The sequence below is a fragment of the Pseudomonas sp. 203-8 genome (assembly GCF_020708595.1).
Classification (GTDB): domain Bacteria; phylum Pseudomonadota; class Gammaproteobacteria; order Pseudomonadales; family Pseudomonadaceae; genus Pseudomonas; species Pseudomonas aeruginosa.
In genome coordinates, this window is record NZ_JAJFDF010000003.1 from 39,491 (window position 1) to 60,653 (window position 21,163).

Annotated in this window: 24 protein-coding genes; 5 read left to right on the plus strand and 19 right to left on the minus strand. The window is 67.2% G+C overall.

The window, feature by feature from the left end:
• Nucleotides 1-82 precede the first annotated feature (82 nt).
• Together ccmB and ccmA are read right to left on the minus strand one after the other, a co-directional pair.
• Nucleotides 83-754, minus strand: coding sequence for a heme exporter protein CcmB (gene ccmB / locus LJF27_RS06955; protein WP_003083130.1), 672 nt, complete (start codon nt 752-754; stop codon nt 83-85).
• The gene (ccmA, locus tag LJF27_RS06960; protein ID WP_003083126.1) at nt 751-1,452 is read right to left on the minus strand and encodes a cytochrome c biogenesis heme-transporting ATPase CcmA; all 702 of its coding nucleotides are present in this window, start codon (nt 1,450-1,452) and stop codon (nt 751-753) included. Before ccmA ends, ccmB begins: the two co-directional genes overlap by 4 nt.
• Before the next feature lie 285 nt (nt 1,453-1,737).
• On the opposite strand from ccmA, the gene LJF27_RS06965 reads away from it, so the two are divergent.
• The 4 genes from LJF27_RS06965 (at nt 1,738) to LJF27_RS06980 (ending at nt 4,652) form a co-directional block, all read left to right on the plus strand.
• Entirely contained in the window at nt 1,738-3,216 is a 1,479-nt protein-coding gene (locus LJF27_RS06965; protein ID WP_003083123.1) for a flagellar hook-length control protein FliK, read from the plus strand.
• A complete protein-coding gene (locus LJF27_RS06970) occupies nt 3,213-3,548 on the plus strand; it encodes an EscU/YscU/HrcU family type III secretion system export apparatus switch protein (protein ID WP_003083121.1) in 336 nt (111 codons plus the stop codon). The genes LJF27_RS06965 and LJF27_RS06970 overlap by 4 nt, the downstream gene beginning before the upstream one ends.
• Nucleotides 3,549-3,648: 100 nt before the next feature.
• Nucleotides 3,649-4,203: a GNAT family N-acetyltransferase gene (locus LJF27_RS06975; RefSeq protein ID WP_003145121.1), complete on the plus strand. Its 555-nt coding sequence runs from the start codon at nt 3,649-3,651 to the stop codon at nt 4,201-4,203.
• Between the two features lie 107 nt (nt 4,204-4,310).
• Entirely contained in the window at nt 4,311-4,652 is a 342-nt protein-coding gene (locus LJF27_RS06980) for a hypothetical protein (protein ID WP_003117799.1), read from the plus strand.
• 65 nt (nt 4,653-4,717) lie between these two features.
• Here the strand turns inward: LJF27_RS06980 and LJF27_RS06985 are convergent, their stop codons facing one another.
• From LJF27_RS06985 to LJF27_RS07000, 4 genes are all read right to left on the minus strand, one after another.
• Nucleotides 4,718-5,455, minus strand: a complete 738-nt coding sequence (locus LJF27_RS06985; RefSeq protein WP_003083112.1) for an SDR family oxidoreductase — start codon at nt 5,453-5,455, stop codon at nt 4,718-4,720.
• 133 nt (nt 5,456-5,588) lie between these two features.
• Complete coding sequence (locus tag LJF27_RS06990) at nt 5,589-6,311, minus strand: polyphenol oxidase family protein (RefSeq protein WP_003083110.1); 723 nt, start codon at nt 6,309-6,311, stop codon at nt 5,589-5,591.
• 57 nt (nt 6,312-6,368) lie between these two features.
• A complete protein-coding gene (locus tag LJF27_RS06995) occupies nt 6,369-6,785 on the minus strand; it encodes a hypothetical protein (RefSeq protein ID WP_003083108.1) in 417 nt (138 codons plus the stop codon).
• A gap of 90 nt (nt 6,786-6,875) precedes the next feature.
• Nucleotides 6,876-7,847, minus strand: coding sequence for a helix-turn-helix transcriptional regulator (locus LJF27_RS07000; protein ID WP_003083105.1), 972 nt, complete (start codon nt 7,845-7,847; stop codon nt 6,876-6,878).
• Nucleotides 7,848-7,955: 108 nt separating this feature from the next.
• Between LJF27_RS07000 and LJF27_RS07005 the strand changes: the two genes are divergently transcribed.
• Nucleotides 7,956-8,642 carry a glutathione S-transferase family protein gene (locus LJF27_RS07005; RefSeq protein ID WP_003083103.1) on the plus strand — a complete coding sequence of 229 codons (687 nt, stop codon included), beginning with the start codon at nt 7,956-7,958 and terminating at the stop codon, nt 8,640-8,642.
• A gap of 33 nt (nt 8,643-8,675) precedes the next feature.
• Here the strand turns inward: LJF27_RS07005 and LJF27_RS07010 are convergent, their stop codons facing one another.
• The 13 genes from LJF27_RS07010 to flhF all read right to left on the minus strand — a co-directional run bounded on the left by LJF27_RS07010 (nt 8,676) and on the right by flhF (nt 21,152).
• Nucleotides 8,676-9,083, minus strand: a complete 408-nt coding sequence (locus LJF27_RS07010; protein WP_003083101.1) for a DUF2802 domain-containing protein — start codon at nt 9,081-9,083, stop codon at nt 8,676-8,678.
• A gap of 30 nt (nt 9,084-9,113) precedes the next feature.
• The gene (locus LJF27_RS07015; protein ID WP_003083098.1) at nt 9,114-9,593 is read right to left on the minus strand and encodes a chemotaxis protein CheW; all 480 of its coding nucleotides are present in this window, start codon (nt 9,591-9,593) and stop codon (nt 9,114-9,116) included.
• A gap of 45 nt (nt 9,594-9,638) precedes the next feature.
• Nucleotides 9,639-10,529, minus strand: coding sequence for a CheW domain-containing protein (locus tag LJF27_RS07020; protein WP_023116652.1), 891 nt, complete (start codon nt 10,527-10,529; stop codon nt 9,639-9,641).
• 91 nt (nt 10,530-10,620) lie between these two features.
• Nucleotides 10,621-11,409, minus strand: coding sequence for a ParA family protein (locus LJF27_RS07025; protein WP_003083092.1), 789 nt, complete (start codon nt 11,407-11,409; stop codon nt 10,621-10,623).
• 94 nt (nt 11,410-11,503) lie between these two features.
• Complete coding sequence (gene motD, locus LJF27_RS07030; protein ID WP_023116653.1) at nt 11,504-12,394, minus strand: flagellar motor protein MotD; 891 nt, start codon at nt 12,392-12,394, stop codon at nt 11,504-11,506.
• 12 nt (nt 12,395-12,406) lie between these two features.
• Complete coding sequence (locus LJF27_RS07035) at nt 12,407-13,147, minus strand: flagellar motor protein (protein ID WP_003083089.1); 741 nt, start codon at nt 13,145-13,147, stop codon at nt 12,407-12,409.
• A gap of 88 nt (nt 13,148-13,235) precedes the next feature.
• Entirely contained in the window at nt 13,236-14,342 is a 1,107-nt protein-coding gene (locus tag LJF27_RS07040; protein ID WP_003083085.1) for a protein-glutamate methylesterase/protein-glutamine glutaminase, read from the minus strand.
• Between the two features lie 53 nt (nt 14,343-14,395).
• The gene (locus LJF27_RS07045) at nt 14,396-16,657 is read right to left on the minus strand and encodes a chemotaxis protein CheA (RefSeq protein ID WP_023116654.1); all 2,262 of its coding nucleotides are present in this window, start codon (nt 16,655-16,657) and stop codon (nt 14,396-14,398) included.
• 200 nt (nt 16,658-16,857) lie between these two features.
• Nucleotides 16,858-17,646 carry a protein phosphatase CheZ gene (locus LJF27_RS07050; protein ID WP_003083075.1) on the minus strand — a complete coding sequence of 263 codons (789 nt, stop codon included), beginning with the start codon at nt 17,644-17,646 and terminating at the stop codon, nt 16,858-16,860.
• A gap of 19 nt (nt 17,647-17,665) precedes the next feature.
• Nucleotides 17,666-18,040 (minus strand): chemotaxis response regulator CheY, encoded by a 375-nt coding sequence (locus LJF27_RS07055; RefSeq protein WP_003083073.1) that lies wholly within the window; start codon nt 18,038-18,040, stop codon nt 17,666-17,668.
• Nucleotides 18,041-18,141: 101 nt separating this feature from the next.
• Entirely contained in the window at nt 18,142-18,885 is a 744-nt protein-coding gene (fliA, locus tag LJF27_RS07060) for an RNA polymerase sigma factor FliA (RefSeq protein WP_003083070.1), read from the minus strand.
• Entirely contained in the window at nt 18,882-19,724 is an 843-nt protein-coding gene (fleN, locus tag LJF27_RS07065) for a flagellar synthesis regulator FleN (protein ID WP_003083064.1), read from the minus strand. Before fleN ends, fliA begins: the two co-directional genes overlap by 4 nt.
• 138 nt (nt 19,725-19,862) lie before the next feature.
• Nucleotides 19,863-21,152, minus strand: coding sequence for a flagellar biosynthesis protein FlhF (gene flhF, locus LJF27_RS07070; RefSeq protein ID WP_003087102.1), 1,290 nt, complete (start codon nt 21,150-21,152; stop codon nt 19,863-19,865).
• Between the last annotated feature and the right edge of the window lie 11 nt (nt 21,153-21,163).

Consider the following 21,163-nt stretch of genomic DNA (forward strand, 5'->3'; position numbering starts at 1 on the left):
CCTTCCGCTGCCAGCCCGGGTCAAGCGTGGGCGGCACAGCCGCCCGGTACCGCACGCCCGCCGATGCCTTCGGCGGGCGGACTCACTCGCCTACGCTGATCTTCAGGCCGGCAGCGATGGCGAATGGCGTGAGTGTCAATGCTAGCGCCGTCAGGCTCGCCAGCCACAATAAATGTCCGCTGCTGGGCAGTCCCTGCAGCGAAGCCTGCAGCGCCCCGCTACCGAGAATCAGCACCGGGATGTACAGCGGCAGGATCAGCAGCGCCAGCAACAGGCCGCCGCGCTTGAGGCCCACGGTCAAGGCCGCGCCGACGGCGCCGAGCAGGCTTAGCACCGGCGTACCGAGCAACAGGGAAAGCAGCAGCACCGGTATGCAACGGGCCGGCAGGCCCAGCATCAGCGCGAACAACGGCGACATCAGGACCAGGGCCAGCCCGGAAAACAGCCAGTGTGCCAGCACCTTGGCCAGCACCAGAAGAGCCAGGGGGTGCGGCGAAAGGACCCACTGCTCCAGAGAACCGTCCTCGAAATCGCTGCGGAACAGCCCTTCCAGCGAGAGCAGCACGGCCAATAGCGCCGCCACCCAGACCAGGCCGGGCGACAAGGTTTGTAGCAATTGGCTCTCCGGCCCGACCGCCAGGGGGAACAGGGCGATGACGATGGCGAAGAACACCAGCGGATTGGCCAGCTCCGCCGGTCGGCGGAACAGCAGGCGCGCCTCGCGCGCCAGGAGCAGGCTGAAGACGTTGCTCATGCCGGGTCGCCCAGCGCCGGCTCGACCGTCGCGCCGCTGGCCGCCTTGAGCGCACCGAGGTCCAGCTCGCGGTAGCCGGCGGGCATCTGCTGCAGGCTGTGGTGGGTGGTCAGCACCACCATCCCGCCGCGCTGGCAATGCCCGGCCAGGTGCGTTTCCAGTTGCGCCACCCCCTGTTTGTCGAGGGCGGTGAAGGGTTCATCGAGGATCCACAAGGGCGGTGCGTCCAGGTACAGGCGGGCCAGCGCCACGCGGCGTTGCTGGCCGGCGGAAAGGGTGTGGCAGGGAACGTCCTCGAAGCCACGCAGGCCGACGTCGGCCAGGGCCTGCCAGATCGCCTCGCGGCTGGCCGGCTGGTGCAGCGCGCAGAGCCAGGTGAGGTTCTCCTCGGCGCTGAGCAGGCCCTTGATTCCCGCGGCGTGGCCGATCCACAGCAGGCTGCGGGCCAGTTCGCCGCGCTGTTCGGCGAGCGGCCGGCCGTTCAGGCGGACTTCCCCGGCGGTCGGCTGCATCAGTCCGGACAGCAGGCGCAGCAGGCTGGTCTTGCCGCTGCCGTTGGGACCCACCACCTGCAACATCTCACCGGCGGCCAGGCGCAGGTCGAGGCGCTCGAACAGCATGCGCCAGTCGCGCTCGCAGGCGAGCCCGACGGTTTCCAGCAAGGGGCTGGCTGTGGGGACTTCAGCAGGATCGGACATCGAACAACATCGCCAAGCGTCTCTCCTCGTCGCGGCGCCGGAGGCCTTCACGGAACAGACCCTAAAGTCGGGATAAACACGGCCGCTATACTGGTGACGACGCGGCCAGCCTGTTTGACAGGCGCGGCATTATACACGCCCTTCCCCAGCCTCCGCAGGGTCGTTTAAGACAGGTTGTTACCCATGCCAGCCGAGATAGGCGCTTCCCCGCCACTACCCCCGGTTTCCGCCCCACGCCCGCTGCCGCCGGCGCAATCGCAGGGCAACGCCCAGGCCGACGCCGAGATGACCCTGAAGCTGGTGCAGACCCTGGCCGGCCTGCTGGGCGAAGGCGAGTCGGGCAAGGCCGAGGTGCTGGCGGTCAAGGAAGGCCTGGCGAACAATTTCCAGGTCCTGCTCAAGCTGACCCTGGCGAACAGCGGGCAGAGCCTGGTGGAAGTGCAGAGCAATCGGCCGCTGGTGCCGGGCAACCTGCTCAACGTCAGCGCCACCAGCAACACCAGCGTGGTTGCAACCCTGCTCGACAGCATGGCCGGCGCTGGCCCGCTGAGCAGCCTCGACCTGGAGCAACTGCCGCCCGGCACCCTGCTCCAGGGCAAGGTCCTGTCCAGCACCGCGCTGCCGGCGGACAAGGCCCAGCAGGTGGTCTACCGGGTCCTGCTGAACCTGCTCAACACGCCGCTCGCCGGCAGCAAGCTGAGCCTCGACTCGCCCCAGGCGCTGCCGGTCGGCAGCCTGCTCACGGCGCTGGTGAAAAACAGCCAGCAGATCGACTTCCTGCCGCTCAGCGGACGCCTCGACCAGCTTGCGCTGGGCCAGCAACTGGCCGGGCAGAGCGCCCGCCAGGCTTCCCTGGAAGGCCTGTTCGCCGCCCTGCAGGGGCTGAACGGCCGCAACGACCTGCCGGACAGCCTGCGCCAGGCCGTGGAGCGCCTCTTCGCCGGCCTGCCGGAGGCGCAGAAGATGGGCGACTCCAAGCTGCTCGGCCAGGCCCTGCAGCAGAGCGGCCTGTTCCTCGAGGCGCGCCTGATGCAGGGCGCCACCGATCATCTCGGCCAGGACCTGAAGGCCAACCTGTTGCGCCTGTTCGCCCAGCTGTCGCCGCTGCCGCCGACCGGCGCCCAGGCGCCGGGCATGTTCGCCGGCAACACGGCGAACCTGGCCCAGGCGCTGCCGGCCTTTGTCCGCAACGCCCTGGGCAACCTGGGACAGAGCGCCAACAAGACCCAGGCACTGAACTTTCCCCTGCCGAGCAAGGTTCTCCAACTGTTCGACGAGGACATGGAACTGGAGTCACTGCTGCGCCTTGCCGCCGCGGCGATCTCCCGCCTGCAGACCCATCAGTTGTCGAGCCTGGCGCAGACCAGCACCCTGCCGGATGGCACCCAACTGGCGACCTGGCAGATGGAGGTGCCCATGCGCCATCAGCACTCGGTGGTACCGTTGCAGGTGAAGTTCCAGGAAGAACAGCGCAAGACCGGCGAAGAGGCCCGCGAAAGCCTCTGGCGCGTCGAACTGGCCTTCGACCTGGAGCCGCTGGGACCGCTGCACGCCCAGGCGACCCTGCTACGCGGCAGCCTGTCCAGCCAGCTTTGGGCCGAGCGAGACGCGACCGCGCGGCTGGTCGAGCATGAACTCGGCCACCTGCGCCAACGCCTGCGCGACGCCGGCCTGACCGTTGGCGAGATCACCTGCCAACGCGGCCGCCCGCCCCAGGGCCCGCGAGCGACCATCGAACAACGCTGGGTAGACGAAACCGCATGAACAGAAAGCAGTCACCCGCCCCGCGCCAGGCCATCGCCCTGAGCTACGACGGCCAGGCCGCGCCGACCCTTTCCGCCAAGGGCGACGCCGAACTGGCCGAGGCGATCCTGGCCATCGCCCGCGACTACGAGGTACCGATCTACGAGAACGCCGAGCTGGTCCGCCTGCTCGCCCGCCTGGAACTCGGCGACGCCATTCCGGAAGCGCTGTATCGCACCATCGCCGAGATCATCGCCTTCGCCTGGCACCTGAAAGGCAAGTGTCCCGAGGGATTCGCGCCGGACGCCGCGGATGGCAACCAGATGCTGCTACTCGGCGGTCCCGGCGACTGAGCCAGCCCGCACGGCGAAACATCCGCACGCACATCAGCTCCAGGACCTCGCCGCTGCGCGCTAAGCTGCGCAGCCTCCGACCTCGGCAAAGGAGCGCCCGATGAACTTCGTCTTTCCCCACCCGTTGGACACCCCGCGCCTGCGGCTACGCACTTTCCGAGAGGAAGACGCCGCGCCGCTGTTCGCCATGATGTCCGACCCGGAAGTCATGCGTTACTGGAACACACCGCCGTGGACGACCCCTGCGCAGGCCCGCGAGGCGATCCTGCGGGACAGCCAGGCGCTCGTCGACGGCGAATACCTGAACCTGGCCATCGAGCGTCGAGAAGACGGCCAATTGCTCGGCAGTTGTATCCTCTTCCATTTCGAGAAAGGCTCGCGCCGCGCCGAACTCGGCTACTGCCTGGCACGTGCAGCCCAGGGCCGGGGTTACATGCGCGAGGCGCTGCGCAGGCTGCTGGCGTTCGCTTTCGATGAAATCGACCTGAACCGCCTGGAGGCGGAGATCGATCCGCGCAACCGGCCTTCGGCCGCCAGCCTGGAGCGCCTGGGCTTCCGCCAGGAGGGCCTGCTCGCACAACGCTGGATCGTTTCCGGAGAAGTCTCCGACTCGGCGCTCTACGGATTGCTCGCCGAGCACTGGCGCAACCGCTGAAGGAGGAACCACCGGCAGGGCCCGCCATCCGTCGCTTTCCACAGAACCTGTCGTTCGCGCAACGGTCTTTAGACGGCACACCACATGCCTGCGGAGGCATCCCTCAAATGAAAAAACATACCCTGTTCGCCGTAGCTGCTCTCGGCCTGCTGTTCGCGGGCAGCACCCTACTGCCTGGCGAGCTTTCTCCTGTCGGCTCCGCCTATGCCAAGGGCGGAAATGGCGGCGGCAACGGTGGCGGTCATGGCGGCGGCAAGGGCGGCAGCCATGGCGGCAACCTCGGCGGCCACTCCAGCAAAGGCCATGGTTCAGCCACCTCCGGCATCGCCAGCTCCCGCGACAGCCGCGGGCTGTCGCAGGCCAGCGCGATCTCCGCCACCACCCCCGGCGATCACAACAGCAAGGGCTTGAGCAACGCCATCGGCTCCTCGACCAAGAACGACCGCTGACCGCCAGTGGCGACCACGAAAAAGCCGGCCTTCGCGCCGGCTTTTTCGTGCCCCGCCCACACGGCTCAGGCGAAACCGCCGTTGACCCGCAGCACCTGGGAATTGACCCAGGCCCCGTCCGGCCCGGCGAGGAAAGACACCGCCGCGGCGATCTCGTCCGGCTCGCCGAGACGCTCCAGCGGCGCCAGCCTGGCGATCTGGTCGATCTGTTCGGCGCTCTTGCCGTTGAAGAACAGCTCGGTGGCCACCGGGCCGGGCGCCACCGCGTTGACCCTGATGTCCTGGCCGCGCAACTCGTTGGCCAGCACGTGCACCAGCCCCTCGACCCCGGACTTGGACGCGATGTACGGACCGTAGCTGGGCAGCGCCCGGGCGATCACGCTGGTGGACAGGGCGATGATCCGTCCGCCGCGCTCGACATGCCGGGCAGCCAGGCCGAGCACGATGAAGGCGCCGCGCAGGTTGGTGCGGATCACCCGGTCGAAGCCCTCCAGGTCGCCGTCGGCGATCTTCAGGTAGGGCATCGTGCCGGCGCTGTTGACCACCACGTCGATGCGGCCGAAGGCGCCCCTGGTGGCTTCGAACAGCTTGTCCATGTCCTCCGGGCTGGCCACGTCGCCCTGTACGGCGATGGCCGTGCCGCCGGCGGCGACGATTTCGGCCACGACCTCGTCGGCCATGGTCTGGTTGCCGGCATAGTTGACCGCGACCGCGAAACCGTCGGCGGCCAACCGCCGGGCAATGGCGCGACCGATGCCGCGGGAGGCGCCGGTGACGATGGCGGCTTGGGTGATGTCAGGCATGCTGGGACTCTCCTGGAATGAGCGTGGCGACAGCCACGCATCGACAGGGAAAGTCTAGAAGCCGGGTATTGGCGGATAAACAGCAGACAACCGTCATGACTATCCAGGATTTCCGGACAATACCGATACGCGGTCACGGCTTGCGCGCGATCCAGGCGTACTGCTGACGCTTCTCCTCGCCCAGGCGCTGGCGTCGGCGATGACTGGCGAACGCATCGCCGGAACAGTAGGTGCAGACGGCGCTGGCTTCGATCTGCGCCGGCCCGACGCCGGCGGCCTGGAACAACTGGCGACAGAAGGCCACCAGGTCCAGCCAGGCGCCCTGCTCCGCCTGCCTTGGCTCGGGCGGAGCGAACCGGGGTGGCCGCTCGGGGAGCGGACGACGCTGGCTCCAGGGCGGCACCGCGCCCTCCCAGAGGCGGCCGTGGCCGACCTGCAACGCCTCGATGAACCCGGCACTCACCTCGTAGCAGCAGGCTTTGATCCCGGGACCGATGGCGACCCGGATGTCCGCGCTGGCGACGCCGCGCGCATTGAAGCGCGCCACCGCCGCGCCGACGATACCGGCGACGAGCCCCTGCCAGCCGCCGTGCAGGGCGGCCACCACCCGACCGTCGCGACTGCTCATGAGAATCGGCAGGCAGTCCGCGGTGACCACCGCGACCGCCAGCGGCCCTTCGCTGAAAACACCGTCGGCGGCATGCCGTCCCGATTCCGACAACGAGCGCGCGTCGACGATCTCGGCGCCATGCACCTGCCGGCAATGGAATATCCGTTCGGAGAGTGCCTGGCCGGCTTGCTGGAAGCCATGCTCGATGCCTTCGATCGCCTTGAGGATGTCGGCCTGGACGGTCATGCTGTCTCGCCATGGAAGGTTGGAAAACGACCTTACCTCATCTTCCCGGAAGCCGCCTCAGGCGATGCCGCGCAGGAGGTCGGGGCAGCCGCGATCACGCTTGATCAACGCAGCCAGGGCGACCTGGCCCAAAGGCCGGTCGGACACCGCGCCGATGCTCAGGCCATGGCCTCTGCTCCACTCGAACAACAGACGCTTCTCGCGGCAATCGAGTTCGCCCACCAGCAGGAAGCGCCGGATGCTGCCGCTGCGTCCCAGCATCGCCAGCGTGCCCTTGCAGCCCTGGTCCAGGCGGAATCCGTCGTAGAGGCAATAGTCGTACGGGTAACCCTGGTCCAGGGAGCGCCGCAGCTCCCGTCGGTCCAGGCACAGGCTCAGGTGGAAGTAGCCGCAGCGGTTGAACAGCGCTCCGTACCTGAGCAAACGGCCGGGGTTGGCGCACAGCACCATGGCGCGCAGGGGTATTGCAGGCATCCTTGTGGCCTCCTGGAAACGTGCGGGTTGACCAGGACCGATTCTAGAAAGCGACAGCCGCGCAATTAATAGGACTTTTCCTCTAAATGCCTACCTGTGATCCGAAGCTTCCTCCTGGCCCAGGTTACGCAGGACACGCTCGGCCTGGCGCCTCAACGGCTCGCGCAACTCCAGCGGCTGCCTGACCTCGAAGTCGAACGGCAGGCCGCACAGGCGCCGGGCGAACCAGTCCAGGTCGTCGGTGCTGGCGCGCAACAGCGTACCGCCATCGACCTCGGCGAGCAGACCGAGGGGCTCGCCGAGCACCGCGACCACCTGCTCCCTCGCCGCCCGCATCAGAATTTCCACAGGGTAGGCGCGCGGCATCCGGGCGAAGCTCTCCCGCAGGTGGCGGAGGGTATCGAAATCCGCCGGTCGCTCGAAGCGCTCCGCCAGCATGCGCGGCGCGTCCAGGCGATCGAGACGGAACGAGCGCAACGCCTGGCGCAGGTGGCAGAAACCGCTGACGTACCAGCAGCCGTTGCGATAGGCCAGGCCGTAGGGATCGAGTTGGCGGAGGGTTTCGGCGCCCTGCGGGTCGCGATAGCGGAACTCGACCCGCGCACGGACCTGGGCGGCTTCGGCGAGGGTCGCCAGCGCCGCCACACTGGTTCCCGCCCGGGCGCGGGCCAGGTCCAGGCTGGCGGTCTCGCGGAGCGCCACGAGGCGCCGCCGCAGCGCAACGGGCATCACCCTGCTCAGCTTGGCCTGCGCACTTTCCAGGGCCAGCTCGCTTTCGCCCAGGCCGAGACTGCGCACCGCCAGCAGGCCGAGGGACACGGCCAGGGTTTCCTCCGCGCTGAACATCAGCGGCGGGAGCTTGAAACCGGCCACCAGGCGGTAACCGCCATGGCGTCCGCGCTCCGCCGAGATGGGAATGCCCAGCTCCTCGAGGGCGACGATATAGCGACGCAGCGTCCGTCCATCCACCTCCAGGCGCCTGGCCAGCTCGCTACCGCTGAGCTGGCCGTGGCTCTGCAGCAGTTCGAGCAGGGCGAGCACGCGCACCGTGGGCTTGGACATTTTTCGATCCGCCGGAAAAATCAGGACCGAATATAGCCTATATCCCCTCTACCCTGCGTTCAGCCCGGTTGCGATGCGCAACGTGCGTTACCTGAACGGAGATGGAAAATGGAACCTGTACTGTTTTATGGCGTACCCCACGGCTGTTCCTTCGGCTCGATCGTGGCTCTCGAGTGGCTCGGCCGCCCCTATCGCCTGTGTCGGATCGAGATGCCGCTGGAGACCGGCGAGCGCACCTACGTGCGCCTGAACCCGGCTCGCCAGACGCCCACCCTGCTCCTGGAGGACGGCCGCGCGCTCAGCGAAAGCCTGGCCATTCTCCAGCACCTGGCGGCGCGCGACCTGTGCAGGAAGCTCGGTTATCCGCAGGGCAGCGCCGAGTTCGACGAACTGAACTTCGCCCTCGCCCTCCTGCATACCGAATGCCATTCGGCCTGGGGAGCCCTGTTCTATCTGGAGGACGCCGACGCAACCACGACGGCAAGGGCGCTGACGCGCGCGGCGCGAGCCTATGGCCGGATCGACAAGCTGCTCGGCGACCGCAAGTGGCTGGCCGGCGAAGGGCCGAGCGTGGCCGACGCCTACCTCGCGGGTACCGCTCGCTGGGGACGGGAACTGGGCTACTTCGACCTGCAACACGACTTTCCGCGCCTGCATCGACACCTGGAGAAGCTGGAGCAGGACCCGGCGGTGCGCTTCGCCCATGCCATCGAGGATCGCCTGCCGGCGCAGAGCTGCGGGGAGTTCAGGGGAGAGGTGACACTGGCAGAAGTGGCGAGCCGCCTGCTCGCCTGAAAAGCGCCAGCGCCAGCGCCGGGCCGGCGACCGTCACTTGCCCTTGGCTTCGTGCAGGCGCGCCACCAGCTCGGCCTCGGCCTGCGACAGACCGCAGGCCTGGGTCAGGTCTTCGGCGCTGGCGCCGAGCCCGACCAGGCGTGCGGCCTGGCTGAACGACAGCGTGGTCGGATCGCGCTGCTCCAGGCGCGCGACCCGGTCGGGAAGCGGCGCGAGTTGCTTGCCGAGGTCCTGCAAGGCCTCGCCCATGCGCACGTTGACCTGCTGGTAGGACTCGATGCGCTTGCTCAGCTCCTTGAGCCGGCGCTCGCGCGCGGCGCCCTCCTCCGCCTGCTGCGCCAGCGCAGCTTGCAGGCGGCGCAATTCACGGCGCAGCCACAGGCACGCCGCCGCCAGGCCGAGGCAGGCGGCGAGCGCCAGTGCCAGCGCGACGACCTCCATCTCAGCAGGCCCTCGTGTCGGTAGAACGCATCAGATGCTGCCCAGCTCCGACCATTCTTCCTCGGTCATCATCTTGTCCAGCTCGACCAGGATCAGCAGCTCGCCGTTCTTGTTGCAGACACCCTGGATGAACTTGGCCGACTCTTCGTTGCCGACGTTCGGCGCGGTCTCGATTTCCGACTGCTTCAGGTAGACCACCTCGGCGACGCTGTCGACCAGGATGCCGACCACCTGCTTGTCCGCCTCGATAATGACGATCCGCGTGTTGTCGCTGACCGGCGCAGGGTCCAGGCCGAAGCGCTGGCGGGTGTCGATCACCGTGACCACGTTGCCGCGCAGGTTGATGATGCCCAGCACGTAGCTCGGCGCGCCCGGCACCGGGGCGATCTCGGTGTAGCGCAGCACCTCCTGGACCTGCATCACATTGATGCCGTAGCTCTCGTTGTCCAGGCGGAAGGTGACCCACTGCAGGATCGGATCTTCGGCGCTTTGCGCGGTGGCTTTGCTCATTCCCCTAACCTCTCGAAAACCGCCGCAAGTGGCGGAAGCTGTCTATCAATGGTCGCCGTGCAGGCGCTTGACGGCGCCGCTGGCGATCAGTTCGGCGAGCGCCGCCACATCCAGCAGCGCACACATGTGTTCGATGACCGTGCCGGCCAGCCAGGGCCGCTGGCTACGCTGGCTGCGCCATTTCACCTCGGCCGGGTCGAGGCGGATCGAGCGGCTCACCTGGTGCACCGCCAGCCCCCACTCGTAGCCCTGGACCGAGATCACGTACTTGAGGCCGTCGCGATAGTCGTCGCGGTAGCGTTCGGGCATCACCCAGCGTGCGGTGTCCAACACCTTCAGGTTGCCCGCCTGCGACGGCAGGATGCCGAGGAACCAGTCGGGCTGGCCGAACAACGGGGTCAGTTCCTGGTTCTCCAGCGGATAGATCGAGCCGAGGCACACCAGCGGCACCGCCAGGGTCAGCCCGGCGACGTCGAACAGCAGGCACTCGAAGGGCTCCGCCGCCCAGGCCGGACGACCGTCGTCGAGCAGCGGCAGGTCGAGCAGCGGCGGCTCGCCGACGCTCGCCGGGGCGCTCGGCACGCGCAACTCGATGACTTCGTGGGGCCGTGGCTCGACCGGCAGCTTGCGCAACGTCGTCGGTTCGTCGAGCAGGGCCGCCGGCGCCGGCGGAACCAGGCGCGCATCGCGGACCTGCTCCTCGAGCACCGCGGCCTCGAACTCGTCGAACCCGTGGTCGACCGGCAGCGTTTCCAGCGCCGGGGCCGGTGTCGCCACTTCGGCGACCGCCAGCGCGACAGGCTTCAACGGCGCGGGCGCAGGCGCTGGCGGCGTCTCGACGAGAGGTTCCAGGTCCTCGAAAGTGGCCTCCTGGAGCAACGCATCCAGGTAGGACTGCAAGGCCAGTTGCGAACGGGTGGCGGTGGCGGCGCTCATGTGGGTATTCCGCGACAGGGGTCTACAACGGTTATCGGCCGCACTCCGGTGCGGCTTGAATGCGCCTGTCGGCGCGGCGACCGGCGCGCCATCAGGCCACCCGGGTGGCCGGCTGCTGCGCCAGCAGATGCTTGAGCAAGGCGCGGTAGGCGATCACCCCGCGACTCTTGCCGTCGTGCTGCGACGGCGTGACCCCGGCCCGGCTGGCATCGCGCAGGCGGGTATCGATGGGAATGAACGCCTGCCACAGGTTGTCCGGGTAGTTCTCGTTGAGAATCCGCAGCGTGCTCAGCGAAGCCTGGGTCCGCCGGTCGAACAGCGTAGGTACGATGGTATAGGGCAACGCCTGTTTGCGCGACCGGTTGATCATCGCCAGGGTGTTGACCATCCGCTCCAGCCCTTTCACCGCGAGGAACTCGGTCTGCACCGGGATCACCAGGTGCTGGCTGGCGGCCAGGGCGTTGACCATCAGCACGCCGAGCAGCGGCGGGCTGTCGATGATCGCATGGTCGAAATCCTGCCAGAGCTGCGCCAGGCTCTTCGAGACCACCAGGCCGAGACCGCTCTTGCCCGGCGACTGGCGCTCCAGGGTGGCCAGCGCGGTACTCGACGGCAGCAGGGAAATGCGTTCGTTGCTGGTGCTGCGCAGCAGCGAGGCCGGCAGCCCCTCGGGGACGTTGCCCTGGTGCAGGAACAGGTCGAAGGCGCTGTGCTCGAGGGTGTCCGGGTCATAGCCGAAATAGCTGGTCATCGAGCCGTGGGGGTCCAGGTCGACCACAACCACGCGCTTGCCGGCATCCGCCAACAGGCCGGCCAGGGCGATGGACGAGGTGGTCTTGCCGACCCCTCCTTTCTGATTGGCGACTGCCCAGACTTTCATTGCTCTACTCTTCCTGGCATGGGTCTACCCGGTTGGGGCCGCGCTAATGGCCAGTTCGGCCCCGACGCCCGTACGCAAACCATGGTTCGCGCGCTCATGGCGAAGGCGACGGGGAATTGACGGTTGCCGACGCGGGCGCCGGCGTACCGCCAGTATTTGCAGCTTGCGTGCCAGCTGCCGAGCCTGCGTGGCGGAGCGCCGAATCCGGTTGCGCCTTGCCGCTGCCGACCCCGCTGACGCTGCGTCGCACCTCCAGGTTGCGCGAGATCACCAGCACCACCCGGCGATTCTTCGCCCGCCCCTCGGCGCTGGCATTGTCCGCCACCGGCTGAAATTCACCATAGCCCACCGCAGCCATCCGCGACGGCTCGACCCCATCGTTGCCGAGCAGGCGGACGATGCTCGCCGCCCGCGCCGCCGACAGTTCCCAGTTGGTGGGATAGCGCGGGCTATGGATCGGCACGTCGTCGGTGAAGCCCTCGACATGGATCGGGTTCTTGTAGGGCGCCAGGATCTTGGCGACCTTCTCGACGATATCGAAGGCGGCATCGTTGGGCAGCGCATCGCCGCTGGGAAACAGCAGGCTGGAATTGAGAGTGATCTCGATCCACAGCTCGTTACCGCGCACGCTCAACTGGTCGGAGGCGATCAAGTCGCCGAAGGCATCGCGCACGCTGTCGGCGATCCGCTCCAGCGAGTCGGCGCTGGCCGCGTTGTCGCTGGGCTGCTCCTCGACGCTGGTGCGCTCCGGCTCGGTGGTGCGCGGCCGCTCGTCGCCGATGGGAATCGGCTTCAACGAGCGGTCGGGCTGGTTGAACACGCCGGTGAGGGTCTCCGAGAGGATCTTGTACTTGCCCTCGTTGATCGAGGAAATCGAATACATCACCACGAAGAAGGCGAACAGCAGGGTGATGAAGTCGGCATAGGAAACCAGCCAGCGTTCGTGGTTCTCGTGTTCCTCCTGGTGGCGACGGCGGCGCTGCATGCTCGGCTCCGGTCAGTCCATGAAGCCTTGCAGCTTCAACTCGATGGAACGCGGGTTCTCGCCCTCGGCGATGGACAGCAGGCCCTCCAGGAGCATCTCGCGGTAGCGCGACTGGCGCAGTACCAGGGTTTTCAGCTTGTTGCCGATCGGCAGCAGGAGCAGGTTGGCGAAGCCGACGCCATAGATGGTGGCGACGAAGGCCACGGCGATGCCGCTGCCGAGCTGCGCCGGGTTGGCCAGGTTGCCCATCACATGGATCAAGCCCATTACCGCGCCGATGATGCCGATGGTCGGCGCATAGCCGCCCATGCTCTCGAACACCTTGGCGGCCTGCAGGTCGCGACTTTCCTGGGTGAACAGGTCGACCTCGAGGATGCTGCGGATGACTTCCGGCTCGGCGCCGTCCACCAGCAGTTGCAGGCCCTTGCGCGCATAGGGATCGGGCTCCGCATCGGCGATGCTCTCCAGGCCGAGCAGGCCTTCCTTGCGCGCGGTCATGCTCCAGGAGACGATCCGGTCGATTCCCCCGGAAAGATCCTCGCGCGGCGGGAAGAACACCCAGCCGAGCATGCCCAGGCCGCGCTTGAGCACGTTCACCGGGGTCTGCAACAGCGCCGCGGCCAGGGTGCCGCCGATCACGATCAGCGCCGCCGGACCGTTGAGCAGGGCTCCGGCGTGGCCGCCCTCGAGAAAGTTGCCGCCGACGATGGCGACGAACGCCAGGATGATCCCGACCAGGCTGAGCACATCCATCAGCGCGTCCCCTCGGCTCGGCGAAGGCGCGCGCAGCTCGTCACGTGGGTGGCCATCGAAGGCAGTCTCCTCATTCCTGCACGCACGCTTACTGGCACGCCTCGACCAGGTGCCGGCCGATGTCGTCGAGCCCGTACACCGCGTCCGCCAGGTTGGCCTTGACCACGGCCATCGGCATCCCGTAGATCACGCAACTGGCCTCGTCCTGCGCCCACACCTGGCTGCCGCCCTGCTTGAGCAGGCGCGCACCCTCGCGCCCGTCGGCGCCCATGCCGGTGAGGACCACCGCCAGGACCTTGTCGTTGTAGGCCTTGGCCGCCGAGCCGAAGGTCACGTCGACGCAGGGCTTGTAGTTCAGGCGTTCGTCGCCGGGGAGGATGCGCACCGTGCCGCGGCCGTCGACCATCATCTGCTTGCCGCCCGGCGCCAGCAGCGCCAGGCCGGGACGCAGGATGTCGCCGTCCTCCGCCTCCTTGACGTTGATCCGGCACAGCTTGTCGAGGCGCTCGGCGAAGGCCTTGGTGAAGGCCGCCGGCATGTGCTGGATCAGTACCAGCGGCGCCGGGAAGTTGGCCGGCAACTGGGTCAGCACCCGCTGCAAGGCAACCGGTCCACCGGTGGAGGTACCGATCGCGACCAGCCGGTAGGCCTTGCGCTTCGGCGCCGCCGAGGTCGACGCCGGGGCCGGCGACGCGCCGGCACCAACACGCGCGCTCGCGCCGACGCTGGAGGACGACGCCGGCGCATGGCTGGACGAGGTGGCCGAAGGCAGCGGCGGCAGGCTGATCGAGCGACGATTGCTACGGGCGATGGTCAGGACCTTCTCGCAGAGCAACTGGCGGACCTTGTCCGGGTTGCGCGAGATGTCCTCGAAATTCTTCGGCAGGTAGTCGACCGCTCCAGCGTCCAGTGCATCCAGGGTCACCCGCGCGCCCTCGTGGGTCAGCGAGGAGAACATCAGGACCGGGGTCGGGCAACGCTGCATGATGTTCCGTACCGCGGTGATGCCGTCCATCAGCGGCATCTCGTAATCCATGGTGATCACATCGGGTCTCAGGGCCAGCGCCTGCTCGATGGCCTCGCGGCCATTGGTGGCGGTGCCGACCACCTGGATCTGTCCATCGGCGGAGAGAATCTCCGAGACACGGCGGCGGAAGAACCCCGAATCGTCCACCACCAGGACTTTGACTGCCATAGCTACTCCTCAGAGGGCGACGCTCCTGCGCCGCCGGAAACCCATACGCGGCGTCAGATGCGCCGTGCGTAACGCTTGAGCATGCTCGGCACATCGAGGATCAGGGCGATGCGCCCGTCCCCGGTGATGGTGGCGCCCGCCATGCCGGGGGTGCCCTGCAACATCTTGCCGAGTGGCTTGATCACCACTTCTTCTTGTCCCACCAACTGGTCGACGACGAAACCGATGCGCTGGGTGCCGACCGACAGGATCACCACGTGTCCCTCACCCTGCTCTTCGTGGGCCGCACTCGGCACCAGCCAGCGCTTGAGATAGAACAGCGGCAAGGCCTTGTCGCGGACGATCACCACTTCCTGGCCATCCACGACATTGGTGCGCGACAGGTCAAGATGGAAGATTTCGTTGACGTTGACCAGCGGGAAGGCGAACGCCTGGCTGCCCAGCATCACCATAAGGGTAGGCATGATCGCCAAAGTCAGCGGCACCTTGATGACGATCTTCGAGCCGGACCCCTTCTGCGAAAACACGTTGACCGTGCCGTTGAGCTGGGAAATCTTGGTCTTCACCACGTCCATGCCGACACCGCGGCCGGACACGTCGGAAATCTCGGTCTTGGTCGAGAAACCCGGGGCGAAAATCAGGTTGTAGCACTCCAGGTCGGTCAGGCGGTCCGCCGCATCGCGCTCCAGCAGGCCCTTCTCCACCGCCTTGTTGCGCAGCACCTCGGCGTCCATGCCCTTGCCGTCGTCGGTGATCATCAGGAGGATGTGGTCACCCTCCTGCTCCGCTGACAGCACCACCTGGCCGACCCGCGGCTTGCCGGCGGCCTCGCGCTCCTCCGGACTCTCGATGCCGTGGTCGACGGCGTTGCGCACCAGGTGCACCAGCGGATCGGCGAGGGCCTCGACCAGGTTCTTGTCGAGGTCGGTCTCTTCGCCCACCAGCTCCAGGTTGATCTCTTTCTTCATGTTCCGCGCCAGGTCGCGAACCAGGCGCGGGAAGCGGCCGAAGACCTTCTTGATCGGCTGCATGCGGGTCTTCATCACCGACATCTGCAGGTCGCCGGTGACCACGTCGAGGTTGGCCACGGCCTTGGCCATGGCCTCGTCGCCACTGTTCAGGCCCAGGCGCACCAGGCGGTTACGCACCAGCACCAGCTCGCCGACCATGTTCATGATCTCGTCGAGACGCGCCGTATCCACCCGCACGGTGGTCTCCGCCTCGCTCGCCGCCGGCCTGTCGGGCGCCGCCGGACGCGCGGCGGCGGCCTTGGCCGGAGCGACCGGTTTCGCCGCGGGACTCTTCGCCGCGATGTTCTTGGCTACCGCCGCGGCGGCCGCCACGGCCTCGGAGGCGCCGTTGAACTTGCCCTTGCCGTGCAGTTCGTCGAGCAGCGACTCGAACTCGTCGTCGCTGATCTCATCGCCGCCCGCGGCGGCCGGCGCCTTGCCCTGCTCCGCCGGCGCAGCCGCTGGAGCCGCGGCAGCCGGTGCGGCGGGTGTGCCGGCGGCTTCCGGGACATCGCCGAACTTGCCCTTGCCGTGCAGTTCGTCGAGCAGCGCCTCGAACTCGTCGTCGCTGATATCGTCACCAGCGGCAGCCGCGGCCGGCTCGACCGCCTCGGCGGGGACTTGCGCAGGCTCGGCCGAGACCGCCGGCGGGACGAACTTGCCCTTGCCGTGCAACTGGTCGAGCAACGCCTCGAACTCGGCGTCGCTGATCTCGTCGCCAGCGGGAGCCGCGGGCGCTTCTGCAACGGCGGAGGCCGGCGCTTCGTCGCCCTGCAGAGCATCCAGCAACTGCTCGAACTCGTCGTCGGTGATATCGCTGGAGACACTCTGCGCGGGCGCTTCCGGCGGCGCCGCAGGCTCGGCTGGCGGAACGGCCGCCGGCGGCGCTTGCACAGGTTCCGCAGGCGCGGCGCCCTCGGGCTCGGCCAGGCGGGCAAGGGCCGCCAGCAGCTCGGGCGTCGCCGGGGTCGGTTCGGACTGCTCGCGCACCTGGTCGAACATCGCGTTGACCGTATCCAGCGCCTGCAGCACCACATCCATCAGTTCGGAGCTGACGCGCCGCTCGCCCTTGCGCAGGATATCGAAGACGTTTTCCGCAATGTGGCAGCATTCCACCAGCGCGTTCAGCTGGAGGAAGCCGGCACCGCCCTTGACCGTATGGAACCCACGGAAAATGGCATTGAGCAGGTCCATGTCGTCCGGCCGGCTCTCCAGCTCGACCAGTTGCTCGGACAATTGCTCGAGAATCTCGCCGGCCTCAACCAGGAAGTCCTGGAGGATTTCTTCATCGGCGTCGAAGCTCATTCGGCTGCTCCCAGAGACGTGTTACTCGAAAGGATCGGCAGGACCGCTGTCCTGCCGGAAATACCGGCCCGGCTTTCCGGACCGACTTCAGCCCGCCCGCCGGGATCACCGGCATGACGAAGGCTGTGCCAGCAGCCCGCGGATGCCAGCGTTCAATGCTTACTTAACGGCAGCGATGCCGCAGTCTTGAGCCGGGCGGGTCAGAAACCCAGGCTGGACAGCAGATCGTCCACGTCATCCTGCCCGGACACCACATCCTCTCGTTTTTCCGCGGCGACCTGCGGCCCCTCGCCCTTGGCCGAACGCTCCAGCGCGGCCTGGTGGCGCATGCTCACGTGGTCGTGCTCGATCCCGGCGTAACGGTCCACCTGGCCGGCCATCCAGACCAGCTTCACGAGGTTGCTCTCGACCTCGGTGACCAGCTTGGTGACACGCTTGATCACCTGGCCGGTCAGGTCCTGGTAATCCTGCGCCAGCAGGATGTCATTGAGCTGCGAGGACAACTGGCCGGCGTTCTCGCCGCTGCGCACGAGGAACTGTTCGATGCGCTTGGCCAGCTCGCGGAAGCCGTCAGCGTCGATTTCCCGGCGCATGAAGCGTTGCCACTCCTGGTGCAGCTCCCGCGAATCGTCGCCCAACTGGTTGACCAGCGGGGCGCTCTGCTCCACCAGGTCCATGGTCCGGTTGGCGGCCTTCTCGGTCATTTCCACCACGTAGGAAAGACGATCGGTGGCATCGGCGATCTGCGACATTTCCTGCGCGTGGGGGGAATGCGGGTCGATCTGGAAATCGACGATGGCGTTGTGCAGTTCGCGGGTCAGCTTGCCCACTTCCTGGTAGAGGCCACGGTCCCTGGCCTGGCTGAGCTCCTGGATCAATTGCACCGCCTGCTGGAAGTGCCCCCGTTCGAGACAGTCCACCAGTTCGCGCGCATGTTTTTTCAGGGTCGATTCGAATTCGTCGCCCGTGGAATCGTTACCAAGCACCATGACACCCTCTTGGCCGGCTTCAGCCGTTGACCCGCTCGAAAATCTTCTCGATCTTTTCCTTCAGGACCTGAGCGGTGAAGGGTTTGACCACATAGCCGTTGACCCCGGCCTGGGCCGCTTCGATGATCTGGTCGCGCTTGGCCTCGGCGGTGACCATCAGCACCGGCAGGTGCTTGAGGCGCTCGTCGGCGCGAACCGCGCGCAGCAGATCGATGCCGGTCATGCCCGGCATGTTCCAGTCGGTGACGAGAAAGTCGAAATTGCCGCTGTGCAGCATCGGCAGCGCCGTGGTGCCGTCGTCGGCCTCGGCGGTATTGGTGAAGCCCAAGTCCCGCAAGAGGTTCTTGATGATGCGTCTCATCGTGGAAAAGTCATCCACGATGAGAATTTTCATGTTCTTGTCCAAGTAAACCTCCGTACAGACCAGAGCGCGCCCCAGGGGACGCGCCACACATTCTTTTGCGTTAACGGTTACAAGCTGCGGTCGAGGCCGGTTCAGGCCGACCGCCAATCGGCCAGGCGCGCGCGCAAACGCGCGGCGCACTGGCTGTGCAACTGGCTGACCCGCGATTCGCTGACGCCCAGTACCTCGCCGATCTCCTTGAGGTTGAGTTCCTCGTCGTAATACAACGCCAGCACCAGGCGCTCGCGCTCCGGCAACTTGGCGATGGCATCCGCCAGGGCCGCCTGGAAACGTTCGTCGAGCAGGCCGTGGATCGGTTCGTTGTGACTGAGGCTGGTGTCTTCCGGCAATCCATGTTCGCCGTCCTGCAACAGGTCGTCGAAGCTGTACAGGCGGCTGCCCTGCGTGTCGCTGAGGATGCCGTAGTAATCTTCGAGGCTCAATTGGAGTTCGGCAGCAACTTCGTGATCTTTAGCGTCGCGTCCGGTTCTCGCCTCGATCGCGCGGATCGCGTCGGTCACCATGCGCGTGTTGCGGTGCACCGAACGCGGCGCCCAGTCGCCCTTGCGGACCTCGTCGAGCATGGCCCCACGGATGCGGATGCCGGCATAGGTCTCGAAGCTGGCGCCCTTGCCGGCGTCGTATTTCTTCGCGGCCTCGAGCAGGCCGATCATGCCGGCCTGCATCAGGTCCTCCACCTGCACGCTGGCCGGCAGGCGGCCGAGCAGGTGATAGGCGATGCGCTTGACCAGTGGTGCGTAACGCTGGATCAGTTGCTCCTGGGAGTTCTGCGCTTGCGCCTTGCTATACATACGCACTCCAGAGGCCGCTGTCATACGGCCGAACCTGTCGCGGGGTGTTGGACCAGTCGTTCGACGAAGAACTCCAGGTGCCCGCGCGGGTTGGCCGGCAGCGGCCAGCTGTCAACCTTCTGCGCGACCGCCTTGAAGGCCAGGGACGCCTTCGAGCGGGGGAATGCCTCGTATACGGCTCGCTGTTTCTGCACGGCCTTGCGTACCGACTCGTCGTAAGGGATGACACCTACATACTGTAGTGCGACGTCGAGGAAACGGTCAGTGACCTTGGTCAGTTTGGCGAACAGGTTGCGTCCTTCCTGCGGGCTGTGGGCCATGTTGGCCAGGACCCGGAAGCGGGTCATGCCGTGGTCACGGTTGAGCAGTTTGATCAGGGCGTAGGCATCGGTGATCGAGGTCGGCTCGTCGCAGACGACCAGCAGCACCTCCTGCGCGGCGCGGACGAAACTGACCACCGAATCGCCGATCCCGGCGGCAGTGTCGACGACCAGGACATCGAGGTTGTCGCTGATATCGCTGAACGCCTGGATCAGCCCCGCATGCTGCATCGGCGAGAGGTGCACCATGCTCTGCGTGCCGGAGGCCGCGGGAACGATGCGCACGCCACCGGGACCGAGGAGGAGGACATCGCGCAGTTCGCAGCGTCCCTCGATCACGTCGGCCAGGGTGCGCTTGGGCGTGAGTCCCAGCAGGACGTCGACGTTGGCCAGGCCGAGGTCGGCATCCAGCAGCATGACGCGACGGCCGAGATCGGCCAGAGCCAGTGCCAGGTTCACCGACACATTGGTCTTGCCGACGCCGCCCTTGCCGCCAGTTACTGCGATCACCTGTACGGGATGCATGCTACCCATCTGCTTCATACCTTGTGTTGTCGTCTTCCCGGAACGCCCCTTCCAGCGCTCTCCGGTATTGGCGGGAACGATGCGCCATCGCTCCCGGCCCGGCGGAAGCCACCTTCGCTTCCGTCACCCGCGCCACGCGCGCTTCTTCCCACGTCCTCAGCCGGCACGCCGCGCCGGTTGCTGGTAGAGCCCGGCGAACATCTCGGCCATGGCGTCCTCGCTGGGCTCTTCCGGTGCCTGCAGGCTCACCGCCCGGCTGACCAGTTGGTGACTGCGCGCCACCTGCAGGTCGTCCGGAATCCGCGGCCCATCCGCCAGATAGGCTACCGGGAGACGCTGGGCGATAGCCAGCGCCATCGATTCACCGAGGCTGCCCGCCTCGTCCAGCTTAGTCAGGATGCAACCCGCCAGCCCGCAGTGCCGATAGGTCTGGTAGGCCGACTTGAGCACCTGGCTCTGGCTGGTGGTGGCCATCACCAGGTAATTCTTCACGTTCAGGCTCGGCGACGCCAGTGCCTCGAGCTGCATGCGCAATGCCGGGTCGCTGGCCGGCAGGCCGGCGGTATCGATCAGCACCATGCGCTTGCGCGCCAGCGGCGCCAGGGCCTGGATCAGCGACTGGCCGGGATCGACCAGGGTCACCGGTACGTTGAGGATCCGACCGAGGGTCTTGATCTGCTCCTGGGCGCCGATCCGGTAGCTGTCCATGCTCACCAGCGCCAGGCTCTGGGCGCCGTACTTGAGGACGTAGCGCGCGGCCATCTTCGCCAGGGTGGTGGTCTTGCCGGCACCTGCCGGGCCGACCAGGGCCAGTACGCCGCCCGCATCGAGCGGGTCCTGCTCGGGGGTCTGCACGGCACGCGACAGGTGCGCCAACAGCATGCGCCAGGCCTGGCGCGTATCGCCCACCGCGGCGACCCGCTCCAGCAACGGCTTGCTCAGCTCCGCCGGCAAGCCCATGCGCTGCAGGCGCCGCCAGAGATTGGCCTGCTGCGGACGCTGGTGCTGCAACTGGCCCCAGGCGATGGAGCCCAGTTGTACCTCGATCAGCTCGCGCAGGCCGTTCAGTTCGAAACGCATTGCCTCGAGGGTCTGGCCGCCCGCCTGGGGCTTGGCCTGCGCCGCCGTCATGGACTCGGCCAGGGACGGACGCGCCGGCTTCTCCTCGGCGAACAATTGACGGTCCTTGCGCTGGTTTTCCGCCGGACGCGCCGTCAACTCGGCGCGCGCCTCGGCGATCCGCGCCTGGGTCTTGCGCAGCTCCACTTCCAGCGCCGGGTTGGGCTTGCTCGGCGCCGGCGGGGCCTGGTAATCCAGCGCCGCGGTCAGCTCGATGCCGCCGGCGACCCGGCGGTTGCCGAGAATCGCGGCGTCCGGACCCAGTTCGTCGCGGACCAGTTTCATGGCCTGGCGCATATCGGCGGCGAAGAAGCGTTTGACTTGCATTGCCCGAACCC

Bases quoted from the DNA above. Each gene is read 5' to 3' on its own strand.
- LJF27_RS07005 (WP_003083103.1), top strand. From the start codon at position 7,956: ATGGAACCTGTACTGTTTTATGGCGTACCCCACGGCTGTTCCTTCGGC.
- fliA (WP_003083070.1), bottom strand. From the start codon at position 18,885: ATGACAGCGGCCTCTGGAGTGCGTATGTATAGCAAGGCGCAAGCGCAG.
- ccmB (WP_003083130.1), bottom strand. From the start codon at position 754: ATGAGCAACGTCTTCAGCCTGCTCCTGGCGCGCGAGGCGCGCCTGCTG.
- LJF27_RS07035 (WP_003083089.1), bottom strand. From the start codon at position 13,147: ATGGATGTGCTCAGCCTGGTCGGGATCATCCTGGCGTTCGTCGCCATC.
- LJF27_RS07000 (WP_003083105.1), bottom strand. From the start codon at position 7,847: ATGTCCAAGCCCACGGTGCGCGTGCTCGCCCTGCTCGAACTGCTGCAG.
- LJF27_RS07055 (WP_003083073.1), bottom strand. From the start codon at position 18,040: ATGAAAATTCTCATCGTGGATGACTTTTCCACGATGAGACGCATCATC.
- LJF27_RS07045 (WP_023116654.1), bottom strand. From the start codon at position 16,657: ATGAGCTTCGACGCCGATGAAGAAATCCTCCAGGACTTCCTGGTTGAG.
- LJF27_RS07010 (WP_003083101.1), bottom strand. From the start codon at position 9,083: ATGGAGGTCGTCGCGCTGGCACTGGCGCTCGCCGCCTGCCTCGGCCTG.
- LJF27_RS07015 (WP_003083098.1), bottom strand. From the start codon at position 9,593: ATGAGCAAAGCCACCGCGCAAAGCGCCGAAGATCCGATCCTGCAGTGG.
- ccmA (WP_003083126.1), bottom strand. From the start codon at position 1,452: ATGTCCGATCCTGCTGAAGTCCCCACAGCCAGCCCCTTGCTGGAAACC.
- LJF27_RS06980 (WP_003117799.1), top strand. From the start codon at position 4,311: ATGAAAAAACATACCCTGTTCGCCGTAGCTGCTCTCGGCCTGCTGTTC.
- LJF27_RS07025 (WP_003083092.1), bottom strand. From the start codon at position 11,409: ATGAAAGTCTGGGCAGTCGCCAATCAGAAAGGAGGGGTCGGCAAGACC.
- motD (WP_023116653.1), bottom strand. From the start codon at position 12,394: ATGCAGCGCCGCCGTCGCCACCAGGAGGAACACGAGAACCACGAACGC.
- LJF27_RS06965 (WP_003083123.1), top strand. From the start codon at position 1,738: ATGACCCTGAAGCTGGTGCAGACCCTGGCCGGCCTGCTGGGCGAAGGC.
- LJF27_RS06985 (WP_003083112.1), bottom strand. From the start codon at position 5,455: ATGCCTGACATCACCCAAGCCGCCATCGTCACCGGCGCCTCCCGCGGC.
- LJF27_RS06990 (WP_003083110.1), bottom strand. From the start codon at position 6,311: ATGACCGTCCAGGCCGACATCCTCAAGGCGATCGAAGGCATCGAGCAT.
- LJF27_RS07040 (WP_003083085.1), bottom strand. From the start codon at position 14,342: ATGGCAGTCAAAGTCCTGGTGGTGGACGATTCGGGGTTCTTCCGCCGC.
- fleN (WP_003083064.1), bottom strand. From the start codon at position 19,724: ATGAAGCAGATGGGTAGCATGCATCCCGTACAGGTGATCGCAGTAACT.
- flhF (WP_003087102.1), bottom strand. From the start codon at position 21,152: ATGCAAGTCAAACGCTTCTTCGCCGCCGATATGCGCCAGGCCATGAAA.
- LJF27_RS06995 (WP_003083108.1), bottom strand. From the start codon at position 6,785: ATGCCTGCAATACCCCTGCGCGCCATGGTGCTGTGCGCCAACCCCGGC.
- LJF27_RS06975 (WP_003145121.1), top strand. From the start codon at position 3,649: ATGAACTTCGTCTTTCCCCACCCGTTGGACACCCCGCGCCTGCGGCTA.
- LJF27_RS07050 (WP_003083075.1), bottom strand. From the start codon at position 17,646: ATGGTGCTTGGTAACGATTCCACGGGCGACGAATTCGAATCGACCCTG.
- LJF27_RS06970 (WP_003083121.1), top strand. From the start codon at position 3,213: ATGAACAGAAAGCAGTCACCCGCCCCGCGCCAGGCCATCGCCCTGAGC.
- LJF27_RS07020 (WP_023116652.1), bottom strand. From the start codon at position 10,529: ATGAGCGCCGCCACCGCCACCCGTTCGCAACTGGCCTTGCAGTCCTAC.